Genomic DNA, 11,925 nt, shown 5'->3' on the forward strand with positions numbered 1-11,925 from the left:
GCCCTCCGGCGCAGTCCCGCAAAGGAGTTACAAGTGGGAAAAACAGCTGTATCCGCCACGCGGGTGGGGGCGGAGTGTGCGCGAAGCCGCGCCGTCGGTCAAGCCACGACTTGCAGGGGCATGACGCGTACCGGAAGGCCGGGCCGTAATGGATGGCGTACCCGGCTTCCCCTTCTCCTCATCGGATGTGCATTGCCATGGTTCGTCTTTCCAGGTTCCACCGTCTCGCCCTGCTCACCGCCTCGACGGCGGTGATCACCGGAGGTGTGCTGTCTCAGGGCAGCGCGTTCGCCGCCACGCAGTGGCAGAAGATCACCGACTCCCCGAGCGGCATCACCGTCCGGCTCCCCGGAAAGCCCGTGGTGCAGAAGTACAGCGATCACGGAGTCAACAGCCGCGACTACGTGGTGCCGACCGGATACGGAGCCCTGGGCTTCTCGGTCTTCGACGGGCCCGGCAAGGCCCCGGACAAGCCGTGGGATCTCAGAACGGGTCTCAAGGCCGCGGTGGACGGTTACAACAGCGGCGACACCAGCGCCCGGCTGCACAGCACCGACGTCCATGCCGGCACCAAGGACGGCGACCGGTATCTGGAGGCCAGGCTCATCGGCGCCGAGGGCAGGGTGGGGCACATCCGCCTCGTCGACCACGGCAAGCAGTCGATCGTGGTCATGACCGTCGGCACCGGCAGGCAGCGGGCCGCCGTCGACCGGGACTACCGGCAGGTGCTCGACAGCATCAAGACCCCGCACCACGCGCCCCGGCAGGTCGCGGAACCCGCCGTGTCCACCTGACCGGAGTGTGTCGCCGGCCTCGGCGGCAGGCGCGCCGGCACGCCGAAGGGGCCGCCCGCACCACGGATGGCAGGCGGCCCCTTCGGCGTGTTCACCCGACCGGGGTCAGGAGGCCTTGGCCTTCTCCTCGGTCTTGGCGGCGGCGACCGGCGCCGGCTTCGCGGCCTCGTAGAACTCCTCGCGCGGGTTCTCCATGGCGCCCAGGGAGACGACCTCGCGCTTGAGGAACATGCCGAGGGTCCAGTCGGCGAAGACGCGGATCTTGCGGTTCCAGGTCGGCATCGCCATGCCGTGGTAGCCACGGTGCATGTACCAGGCGAGGCGGCCCTTGAGCTTGATCTTCATCTTGCCCATGACGATCATCGCCACGCCCTTGTGCAGGCCGAGACCGGCGACCGCACCCTTGTTGGCGTGCTCGTACTCCTTCTGCGGGAAGCCCCGCATACCGGAGACCACGTTGTCGCCGAGGACCCTGGCCTGGCGCAGCGCGTGCTGGGCGTTCGGCGGGCACCAGGCGTTCTCGTTGCCCGCCTTGCGGCCGACGAGGTCCGGGACCTGTGCGTTGTCACCGGCGGCCCAGATGTAGTCCGTGCCCTTGACCTGGAGGGTCGGCTCGCAGTCCACGTGGCCGCGCGGGCCGAGGGGCAGACCGAAGCGGGCGAGGGCCGGGTTCGGCTTGACGCCGGCCGTCCACACGATCGTGTTGGCGTCGACCTCGAGGCCGTTCTTCAGCACCACGTGGCCGTCGACGCAGGAGTCCATGGAGGTGGAGAGGTAGATCTCCACGCCCCGGCTCTCCAGGTGCTCCTTGCCGTACTGGCCGAGCTTGGGGCCGACCTCGGGGAGGATCTTGTCGGCGGCGTCGACGAGGATGAAGCGCATGTCCTCACGGGACACGTTCTTGTAGTACTTGGCCGCGTCCCGGGCCAGGTCCTCGACCTCGCCGATGGTCTCCGCACCCGCGAAGCCACCGCCGATGAAGACGAAGGTGAGCGCCTTGCGGCGGATCTCCTCGTCGGTGGTGGAGTCGGCCTTGTCCAGCTGCTCGAGGACGTGGTTGCGCAGACCGATGGACTCCTCGATGCCCTTCATGCCGATGCCCTGCTCGGCGAGGCCGGGGATCGGGAAGGTGCGGGAGACCGCGCCGAGCGCGATCACGAGGTAGTCGAAGGGCAGCTCGTACGCCTCGCCCACCAGCGGGGCGATCGTGGCGACCTTGCGGTCCTGGTCGATGGTGGTGACCCGACCGGTGAGGACCTCCGCCTTCGGCAGCACGCGTCGCAGCGGGACGACGACGTGGCGAGGGGAGATGTTGCCGGCGGCGGCTTCGGGGAGGAAGGGCTGGTAGGTCATGTACGACCGGGGGTCGACGACCGTGACGGTCGCCTCTCCGTAGCGCATCTTCTTGAGAATGCGCCGAGCTGCGTACAGGCCTACGTACCCACCGCCTACTACGAGGATCCTGGGACGCTCCGTGGTGCTCATGCCATCGAGTATCCACCCGCCTTGGAGGGGGTGCTCGTGCGCCCCTTCACAAGGTCTGACAGGGGCTGTGCTACACTCCGCGGCCCACGTGACTCAGGTCATGGCGGGCGAGCGGAACCGCAGCCCCCTTTGGGGCATTGTCAATGCCGCGTGAGCTGCCTCTCCGGGTCGGCGGGGCGGCGGTGAGGGTGCCGTGACATCCCCGGAACGACCCTTTCCGCGGCCGCCCGCATCCTCCATCTGAACATGTTCAAACGACCTTTGGGCCCCCGGAAGGGCCAACCGGCACCCTTTCGCGGCCCGACCGGGCCGAATTCCTTGTGAAGAACTTCACGAACTTTTCCGGAGCGGTCGCGACGAAGGGGCCCCGAAGGGCCCCCATGCCGCTCAAACGTTATCCGACCTGCTCAGCAGATGACTACCCACGGGTAACAAAAGAGAGCTACGCCACCGACCACGCGATGCCGTCGAGGATGTCGTGCTCGCTCACCACGACCTCCTCGGCGCCGGTCCGCTCCATGATCGCGAGCAGTACGAGGGCGCCCGCGCCGATGACGTCGACCCGGCCCGGATGCATGGACGGGATCGCGGCGCGCTCGGCGTGCGTGGAGCGCAGCAGCCACTCGGTGATCTCGCGCACCCGGTCGCGGGTGACACGGGAATGGTGGATACGCGCGGAGTCGTACTCCGGCAGTTCCTGCGCGATGGCCGAGACGGTGGTGACGGACCCGGCGAGGCCCACCAGCGTGCGCGCCTCGCGCAGCGGGACGGTCTCCTCGGCGAGGTCCAGAGCCGCCTCGATGTCCGCCCTCATGGCGGCGATCTGCTCCTCGGTGGGCGGGTCGCTCACCTTGCCGTCGTGCACCAGGTGCCGCTCGGTCATCCGCACACAGCCGACGTCCACGGACCGCGCCGCCCGGACCTGCTCGTCGCCGACGACGAACTCGGTGGAGCCGCCGCCGATGTCCACCACCAGGTACGGCTTGGCGAGGTCGGCCCGTCCCTCGAGTTCCTTGGTGGCCCCCGTGAAGGAGAACCCGGCCTCCTGGTCGCCGGAGATCACCTCGGGCTCGACGCCGAGGATGTCCACGACTCCCCGTACGAAGTCGTCCCGGTTCTCGGCGTCCCGGGAGGCGGAGGTGGCGACGAACCGCACCTCGGCGGCGCCGAGTTCGCGGATGACCCCGGCGTACTCCCGGCACGCGGCGAAGGTCCGCTCCAGCGCCTCCGGTGCCAGCCGGCCGGTGCGGTCCACGTCCTGGCCGAGCCGCACGATCGTCATGCGCCGGTCCAGCTCCAGCAGTTCGCCGGTGGCCGGGTTGACGTCGGCGACCAGCAGCCGGATGGAGTTCGTGCCGCAGTCGACGGCGGCGACCCGGGAGAAGCCCTCAGGAACCATCGGCCGGTGGGCGAAGAAGCCGCTGCGGACCTCTGCGGGGTCCCACACGGCACCCTCCTCACCGGGGTGCTCGTCCGCCGGATCGGGAGCCTGGAGCGGCTGCACGCACGGCCCCTTGCGCCACCACTCCGGCAGCATCGAGATCGCCTCGTCGCCGAGCGGGTTCACGCCCGGACCGGCGGCCAGCGAGTGCGCCACCAGCACGTGCAGGCACTTCACGCGGTCGGGCATGCCGCCCGCGCTGGGGAAGCCCTCCAGGACCTCGATCTCGTCCCGGCGCCGGATGTAGTCCTCGTGCGCGGCCCGGTAGGCGGCGGCCAGTTCCGGGTCGGTCTGCAGCCGCTCCGTCATCTCCTTCATGACGCCGTCCGCCTCCAGCGTCCCGATCGCCGAGGCGGCGCGCGGGCACGTCAGGTAGTACGTCGTCGGGAAGGGCGTGCCGTCGGGCAGCCGGGGTGCCGTCTCCACGACGTCCGGCTGACCGCACGGGCAGCGGTGTGCGATGGCCCGCAGGCCCCGCGGCGGGCGGCCGAGTTGCTGCTGGAAGGCCTCGACGTCGGCGTCGGTGGGCTCGGTGCGCTCAGTGGGCGGCGGGGGCGTTTCCATGACTGCTTTCTCGTCAGGCTTTCTGTCGGTTCACTGGTCGGAGGCGTCGGACTTGTCGACGCCGTCCCAGACGTTCGCGTACCAGGGCCGGCGGGCGGCCCCGAGGTCGGCGCGGGACTGCTTGGCCGCGCCCGGGTCGATCACCACGTACCCGGTCTCCCCGGGCATCACGTAGTGCAGCCGGCGCCGGATCTGCTGCTCGGCGTAGGAGTCGTCCTGCCAGCGCGCCTTGAGGTCGCGCAGCTGCTCGACCCGCTTGCTGGCCTGCTCCTGCTGTTGCTGGAGGTCGGAGATCTGCGCGCGCTGGGAGACGTACTGCCGCATCGGATACGCGAGCGCGACGATCAGGGAACACAGCACCAGCGCGAGCAGCGCCGCACGCCCGGTGAGCCGGGAGCGGCGGGCCTGGCGCCTGCTCTGGGAGCGGTACACGCGGGCCGCCGTCTGCTCGCCGAGCAGCCGCAGCCTGGTCGTGGTGGAGAAACGGTCCCGGTCCTTCACGGCCATCTGGCTTCTCCCGCCTCCCCTTGCCGGTGTCCTTCACACGTGCGTACGTCCCCGGACACGGTACGGGACCGGGTACGGGGACGTACGTACGACTGGCTAAGACTTGGCCCGGGTCGGCTCAGCCCTTGGAGATCTCGTGGTTCCCCTTGAAACGCGGGAAGGCGCTGCGGCCGGCGTACACGGCGGCGTCGTCGAGGATCTCCTCGATGCGCAGCAGCTGGTTGTACTTGGCGACGCGCTCGGAGCGGGCCGGGGCGCCGGTCTTGATCTGGCCGCAGTTGGTGGCGACGGCGAGGTCGGCGATGGTGACGTCCTCGGTCTCGCCGGAGCGGTGGGACATCATGCACTTGAAGCCGTTGCGCTGGGCCAGCTCGACGGCGTCCAGGGTCTCGGTCAGCGAGCCGATCTGGTTGACCTTGACCAGCAGGGCGTTGGCGGTGCCCTCCTCGATGCCGCGGGCGAGGCGCTCGGGGTTGGTGACGAACAGGTCGTCGCCGACCAGCTGGACCTTGTCGCCGAGGCGGTCGGTGATGACCTTCCAGCCGGCCCAGTCGTCCTCGAACAGCGGGTCCTCGATGGAGACGAGCGGGTAGGCCGCGACGAGCTCCTCGTAGTACTCCGTCATCTCGGCGGCAGAGCGCTCCTTGCCCTCGAAGAGGTACTTGCCGTCCTTGTAGAACTCGGAGGCGGCCACGTCGAGCGCGAGGGCGATCTGCTCACCGGGGACGTACCCGGCCTGCTTGATCGCTTCGAGGATCAGGTCCAGGGCGTCACGGTTGGAGCCCAGGTTCGGGGCGAAGCCGCCCTCGTCGCCGAGGCCGGTGGACAGGCCCTTGGACTTCAGGACGGACTTGAGGGTGTGGTAGACCTCGGCACCCCAGCGCAGGGCCTCGGAGAAGGACTCCGCGCCGATCGGGGCGATCATGAACTCCTGGATGTCCACGTTGGAGTCCGCGTGCGAGCCGCCGTTGAGGATGTTCATCATCGGCACCGGCAGCAGGTGCGCGTTGGGGCCGCCCAGGTAGCGGAAGAGGGGGAGGTCGGACGCCTCGGAGGCAGCGTGGGCGACGGCGAGGGAGACGCCGAGGATGGCGTTGGCGCCGAGGGAGCCCTTGTTGTCGGTGGCGTCCAGGTCGAACATGGCCTGGTCGATCAGGCGCTGCTCGGTGGCGTCGTAGCCGACCAGCTCCGGGCCGATCTGCTCGATCACGGCGAGGACGGCCTTCTCGACGCCCTTGCCCTGGTAGCGGTTGGGGTCGCCGTCGCGGAGCTCGATGGCCTCGAAGGCGCCGGTGGAGGCGCCGGACGGGACGGCGGCACGACCCGTGCTGCCGTCGTCGAGGCCGACCTCGACCTCGACCGTGGGGTTGCCTCGGGAGTCCAGGATTTCCCGGGCTACGACGACGTCGATGGACGGCACGAGCATCTCCTTCTGGGATGTGACGCTGGAAGTGCGGGGGCGTTCTGCCTTACGGCTGTGCCTTGCGACTAGAGCCTAACCGTCCCCGGGGCGCCGGCCACCGACCGACCGTCCCGTGGACAGGAGGGACACGCAGACGGTACCCATTGTTCACCCACGGAACAAAGGGGCCTGCCGATGAGGCCCGGCTGAAGAGTGGGGAAACAGCGCGCGGAAACGAAAGACCCCGCCCCGGCGCGTACGGGGGAACACGCGCCGGGGCGGGGAGCCCGTGGGGACGGGGGTGGCCCTCACGGGGCCTTCAGTGTGCGGGCCGGGGATGTGAGGGCACTGCGGGTCCGTTCGGAGCCAGGTGTCACTTCAGGTGCAGCTGCTGGCCCGGGTAGATGAGGTTCGCGTCCTGGACGATGCCCTTGTTCAGCTGGAAGAGCTTCTGCCAGCCGCCCTTCACACCGTGCTTCTCGGCGATGGCGCTGAGGGTGTCACCCTTGACGACCTTGTACTCGCCGTCGCCCTTCTTGACCTTCTTGCCGGTCGGCGTGGTGACGGTCTTGCTCGCCTTCGGCGCCGTCCGCGTGGTGGAGCGGGTGGCGGCCTGCTGGTCGGTGGAGCGGGTGGCGGTGCTGCGGGACTTGGTGGCCGTCGGGGCGGAACCGTTGTAGGCGGCGCTGGTCAGGCCCGTGCCGCAGACCGGCCAGGCGCCCTTGCCCTGGCCCGCGAGGACCTTCTCGGCGATGGCGATCTGCTGCGCCTTGGTGGCGAGGTCGGCACGCGCGGCGTAGGCGGTGCCGCCGTACGCGGCCCAGGTGGAGTTGGTGAACTGCAGGCCACCGTAGAAGCCGTTGCCGGTGTTGATGGACCAGTTGCCGCCCGACTCGCACCGGGCGACGGCGTCCCACTGGGACGCGGTGGCGGCGGAGGCGTTGCCGGCCGCCATCAGCGGGGCGGCGACAGCGGCGCCGGTGACGCCGGCGAGCGTGATGGCGCGGACGGTCTTGGACGGACGACGGTGCTTGCCCTTGCCGGAGAACAGCATGGATCGATCCCCTCACCGACGCCTGCGAGGTGAGCTGTCGGGTTCGGGCCGGTTGAGTTGCCCGGCCGCGCACTCGCTCATGCGAGGCGCGGCTTCACCCCAAGCCGGTCCAGCGTCAACCGCTGGGCCCGGCGCTTACCTTGGGTCCCCCGCTCCTGCCTACGGCGCTTGACGCGACGACTGTTCCCGGGCAGTCGCTGGCAGGATTCGGCGTTGCGACGGCCGGGGCTCGTGGTGACGAGCGGTCCTGACCGTAGACATGCGATCGTCGGATTTTCAAAGACGATCAGGGCTTCTGAGACTCATCCCACACTTTCGCCAAAACGGACATCAGCCGCGAAACGGGGCGTCAACTGCCCCTACTCGCCGCCCTTTTCGCCCCCGACTTTCAGGGTCTGACCGGCGGTGATGTGGTTCGGGTCGGCGCCGAGGGCCATCTTGTTGGCGTCGTAGAGCGCCCGCCACCCGCCGTCGACGCCAAGGGAGTCGGCGATGGAGGCGAGGGAGTCGCCCTCGCGGACGGTGTAGGTGCCCGTTTCAGGACTGGCGTGACGGCCGGAAGATGTGGCGTTCTGACCGTTTGTCACGCTTTCGTCCGCGCTCCCGCCACGGTGACGTCCGCCACTGCTGAGCGCGCCGGTGTCGACCAGGCTCCAGGAACCGGCGCTCTGCTGGTATTTGTCCGGGTTGTCGGCGCTCGGGGTGGCTGCGGGAGAGCTGTCGCCTCCCTGTGAACTTCCGCCGTCGGGCGAGCCGGACTTGTCAGTCTTGTCGGACTTGGGGGTGCTGGTCCCGGTGGAGCCGCCGGTGGCGTCCGGGGTCCCGGCGGTGTGCCCGCTCGGGGTCGGCGTCGCGCTCTCGCCCGAGGGGGAGCCGGTCGAGTCCGAGCCGGAGGAGTTCGAGGCGGAGTCGGAGGCAGAACCGGAACCGGAGTCCGAGGAGGACGAATCCGGCAGACCGGACGAGTCTGAGCCGCCGGTCGAGCCGGACGCGTCACCCGAAGCGCCACTGTCGCCGGAGCCGCCGACACCGGGGTCGACGTCGACCGAACCGGAGTGGGAGGTCAGCCCGGCGGTCAGCGCGCACATGGCCCACGGCTTGGTGCCCTGGTCGGCGAGGATCTTCTCGGCGACGGCTATCTGCTGGGAGCGGCTGGCCTGGTCGGCGCTCTCGGCGTACCGCGTGCCGCCGTACTTGCTCCAGTCGTCCTGCGAGATCTGCAGACCGCCGTAGTAGCCGTTGCCGGTGTCCGCGCTCCAGGATCCGCCACTCTCGCACTCGGCGACCTTGTCCCAGGTGGTGCCGTCGGCCGCGTTGGCGCTGGCGGCGCCGAGCAGGGGGATGGCGATGGCGGAGCCGGTCACGCCGGCCGCGACGAGGAGGGCCGGAGCCTGACGGGGGCGACGGTGACGACCGTTCCCGGAGAGCATGCGGAAGCCTTTCGTGCGACAGCGGGACCCGCGCGGCGAACTCGTGCCTCTCGCCACGCTGATGGGTGAACGTATCGGCAGACGATCACTTGTCACAAGTTCATGCCGCGCAGATCACGTGAAGATCACAGAGTTGAATGTTTATCATCTTGTCCTCGCGCGGCACCGACACTCCCGTCCCGTCCGCTTTGTCCCCGGGGCCGGTGAACACGAACGAACGGCGCACTCCGACGCGGTGCCGGAGTACGCCGCCCGTATGTGGCCCCGCGGATCCACGCCGCCCGTACGTGGCCCCGCGGATCCACGCCGCTCGGCCCCTGCTACCGAGCCTGGCCGTCCTGCCCGCCTCCGAACACCTCCTGGACGAGCCTTTGCGTCGCCTTCTGGAACGCCATCGCCATGGACAGGGCGGCGTCGTCGACGTAGTTCAGCGCGGCGGTCAGGGTCTTGCCGCCGTCGGGCGTGCTGTACATCAGCGCCGCGTGGCCCGCCATGCCGCCGTTGTGGGCGATGACGGTGCCGCCGTTGTCGCCCGCGCCCTGCACGAACACCCCCAGGCCGTAGCCGGCCTTGGGATGCGGCTTGCACATCTCGGCCAGCAGCGGGGCCGGCAGCAGCTTGCCGCTCATCAGGGCGGAGATGAAGGTGTGGAGGTCCCGGGTCGTCGAGATCATGTCTCCGCCGGTGGAGATCCAGGAGGGGTTCTGGCGGGTGACGTCGACCGTCTTCTGCTCGCCGTCCTCCTCGTAGCGGTAGTAGGCGTGGGCGTGCGGCTCGGGGATCTCCGGGCCGGTGCCCGGCAGCACGGTGCCCGACAGCCCGAGCGGCCCCAGGATCCGCCGCTGCATCTCCTCGGCGAGCGAGTGGCCGGTCACCTTCCCGACCAGCAGCCCGGCCAGCACGTAGTTGGTGTTGGAGTAGCTCCAGTCCGTCCCCGGCTCGAACCGCGCCGGCCTGGAGGACGCCAACCGCGCCAGTTCTTCCGGCTGGTAGGTCTTGAACCGGTTGTCCACCCACTCCCGGCCCGCGGTCGTGGCGGGGATGCCCGGCGCGAACGTCCCGTCGTCGTAGTACTCGCCGGTGAAGTTGAACACCCCGCTGGTGTGCTGCAGCAGCATCCGCACCGTGATTCTCGGGTCCAGCCCGAACTCGGGCAGGCAGTCGGCCACCGGATCGTCCAGCCCGATCGTGTCCTCTGCGGCCAGTTGCAGCACCACGGTCGCGGTGAAGGTCTTGGTGTTGCTGCCTATCCGGACATGCCCGTCCACCGGCGGTTTCGTGCTCTCGCCCAGCTTGCACCTCCCGGCGCCGCCGGCCCATTCGCCCCGCTCGTCGTGCACGCGCATCGTCACCCCGGTGAAACCGGACTCGACCATCTCCTCGATGGCCTTCCGCAGCTCCGGACGGTCCTGGCCGGTGAGAGTGAGGGACATGGATGTGCTCCTTCGGAACTGTCGCGGAAGTCAACTGGACGGACGGGATCGCCTGGCCTGAGGGCGCCCCTCTTACAGGCTGTGGGCGCTGATGTCGCCGTAGGCGGTGGTCGCGTGGATGTCCAGAACGGCGGCGCCGTCGGTGTTCCTGAGCGCGTTGTGGATCCGGCCGTAGGAGGTGCCGGCGTCCAGCGAGGCGGAGACTCCGCGGGCGGCGCCGACCGAGATCGCGCCGTGCTCGGTGCGCAGGGTGACCGTGCCGCGCACGGCCTCGGCGATGCGGAGGTCGCCCTTCTGGGTGCTGATCCGTGCGGGGCCGCCCAGGCGGCCGACCGCGATGTCGCCGGACTGGAGGGTCAGGTCGGCGCTCGCGGTCTCGTCGAGCTTGACCGTGCCCTGCGCGCCCTCGAAGGTGACGTCGCCGAGCCGTCCGACGCCCCGGAACTCGCCGAGGGCCGCCTTGCCCTCGACGCGGGAGCCGGCGGGCAGCTGGACGGTCAGCTCGATGGCTCCGGAGTTGCCGAGGATCCGGTTCTTCGCCTCCGGGGCCTCGATCCGCAGGACGCCGTCGCCGTACGCGACCTCGATCCGCTCCGCCGCCTTCACGTCGCGGCTCCTGGAGGCGTCCGCGGGCAGGACCTCGACCGTGGTGTCGGTCCGGTCGGCGGCGATGAACCTGATGTGTCCGGCGGGGACGTCGAGGATGACCGAGACCGGGGCGGGGGTGTCGAACTTCTGCATCGTGCGCTCCTTCTGCTGTATCGCGGGCCCCTTCGGCCCGTTGTTTCCGACAACAGAAACGCTACGTTGCATTCGCATGTCTGGCAACGAGTTCGTTGCGCACTCCCTCCATAACTGCAGGTAAAAGCCATGAAATCATTGCAATGGCCTTGGATTCAACGCAACAGCGCCCACCTGTTCGTTGCACTTGGTTGAAAATGAACGCTACGGTGGAGACACCACGGACCACGAAGGAGACCGCGATGCCGGGAGGCAGACTCACCCAGCAGGAACGCCAGCAGATCGCGCTGGGACTGGCCGACAGCCTCGCCTACGCGGAGATCGCCAGACGCCTCGGCCGCCCGACCTCGACCATCACACGCGAGGTCATGCGCAACGGCGGCCCCACCGCCTACCGCGCCGACCTGGCCCACCGCGCCACCGAACGCCGCGCCCACCGCCGCCGAAAGGCCGCGCCCCGGGACACCGACACGCCCCCGCAGGCCCACGGGCGCGATGCCGAAGCCGTACGCGAGTACGAGGAGACGTTCACCACCGTCTTCATGCAATCGGGCCTGCCCAGGATGACGGCCCGGGTGCTGGCCGCTCTCTACACCACCGACGCCGGCAGCCTCACCGCCGCGGAACTCGCCGGGCACCTCCAGATCAGCCCGGCATCCGTCTCCAAGGCGGTCGCGTTCCTCGAAAGCCAGGGCCTCCTCCGCCGCGAACGCGACGAACGCCGCCGCGAACGCTATGTCGTCGACGACGACGTCATGTACCAGTCCACGATGGCCGCCGCCCGGTCCACCGCCCAGCTCGGCGAGATCGCCCGGCAGGGCGTCGGCATCCTCGGCCCCGGCACCGCGGCCGCCGCCCGCCTGGAGAACATCGCCCGCTTCGTCGACTTCGTCTCCGAGAGCATCGCCCGCGCCGCGGACCAGGCCCGCGAGATCCTCCACACGAAACCCGAGACGGCCTCGGGCAGCGCCACCTGAGCCACCCTCGGGTCGCGGCCGACCGGCCCCGCTCGGTTCTCGCCGTCCTTGTCACCCGTCGGGAACGGCGGCGCCTCACGCCCGGCGCGCGGGGCGG

At 69.8% G+C, this 11,925-nt stretch carries 10 protein-coding genes, 1 pseudogene and 1 riboswitch; of the genes and pseudogenes, 2 read left to right on the plus strand and 9 right to left on the minus strand.

The genetic code is table 11. From position 1 onward, the window contains the following. The first annotated feature begins 197 nt into the window (after positions 1-197). Entirely contained in the window at positions 198-794 is a 597-nt protein-coding gene (locus ACFYOH_RS30315) for a hypothetical protein (protein WP_388631979.1), read from the plus strand. A gap of 105 nt (positions 795-899) precedes the next feature. On the opposite strand, the gene ACFYOH_RS30320 is transcribed toward ACFYOH_RS30315, so the two are convergent. From ACFYOH_RS30320 to ACFYOH_RS30360, 9 genes and pseudogenes are all read right to left on the minus strand, one after another. Continuing rightward, positions 900-2,279 (minus strand): NAD(P)/FAD-dependent oxidoreductase, encoded by a 1,380-nt coding sequence (locus ACFYOH_RS30320; RefSeq protein WP_388631982.1) that lies wholly within the window; start codon positions 2,277-2,279, stop codon positions 900-902. A gap of 442 nt (positions 2,280-2,721) precedes the next feature. Beyond that, complete coding sequence (locus ACFYOH_RS30325) at positions 2,722-3,678, minus strand: exopolyphosphatase (RefSeq protein ID WP_388632362.1); 957 nt, start codon at positions 3,676-3,678, stop codon at positions 2,722-2,724. Positions 3,679-3,882: 204 nt separating this feature from the next. Further along, positions 3,883-4,284 (minus strand): annotated as a pseudogene (locus ACFYOH_RS30330) (DUF501 domain-containing protein); the annotation flags it as partial. Positions 4,285-4,314: 30 nt separating this feature from the next. Then, positions 4,315-4,791, minus strand: a complete 477-nt coding sequence (locus tag ACFYOH_RS30335) for a septum formation initiator family protein (protein ID WP_388631985.1) — start codon at positions 4,789-4,791, stop codon at positions 4,315-4,317. A gap of 118 nt (positions 4,792-4,909) precedes the next feature. Further along, positions 4,910-6,217, minus strand: a complete 1,308-nt coding sequence (gene eno, locus ACFYOH_RS30340; RefSeq protein ID WP_388631987.1) for a phosphopyruvate hydratase — start codon at positions 6,215-6,217, stop codon at positions 4,910-4,912. A gap of 349 nt (positions 6,218-6,566) precedes the next feature. After that, complete coding sequence (locus ACFYOH_RS30345; RefSeq protein ID WP_388631990.1) at positions 6,567-7,247, minus strand: transglycosylase family protein; 681 nt, start codon at positions 7,245-7,247, stop codon at positions 6,567-6,569. 4 nt (positions 7,248-7,251) lie between these two features. Continuing rightward, positions 7,252-7,424, minus strand: a riboswitch (cyclic di-AMP (ydaO/yuaA leader). 182 nt (positions 7,425-7,606) lie between these two features. Continuing rightward, complete coding sequence (locus tag ACFYOH_RS30350) at positions 7,607-8,677, minus strand: transglycosylase family protein (protein ID WP_388631993.1); 1,071 nt, start codon at positions 8,675-8,677, stop codon at positions 7,607-7,609. A gap of 320 nt (positions 8,678-8,997) precedes the next feature. Next, entirely contained in the window at positions 8,998-10,110 is a 1,113-nt protein-coding gene (locus ACFYOH_RS30355) for a serine hydrolase domain-containing protein (RefSeq protein ID WP_388631995.1), read from the minus strand. A 72-nt stretch (positions 10,111-10,182) separates the two neighbouring features. Continuing rightward, positions 10,183-10,851 (minus strand): DUF4097 family beta strand repeat-containing protein, encoded by a 669-nt coding sequence (locus ACFYOH_RS30360; protein WP_388631998.1) that lies wholly within the window; start codon positions 10,849-10,851, stop codon positions 10,183-10,185. A gap of 242 nt (positions 10,852-11,093) precedes the next feature. On the opposite strand from ACFYOH_RS30360, the gene ACFYOH_RS30365 reads away from it, so the two are divergent. Next, entirely contained in the window at positions 11,094-11,828 is a 735-nt protein-coding gene (locus ACFYOH_RS30365) for a helix-turn-helix domain-containing protein (protein ID WP_388632001.1), read from the plus strand. Positions 11,829-11,925: the final 97 nt, after the last annotated feature.

It is taken from the genome of Streptomyces sp. NPDC007856 (genome assembly GCF_042868225.1).
Lineage (GTDB): Bacteria > Actinomycetota > Actinomycetes > Streptomycetales > Streptomycetaceae > Streptomyces.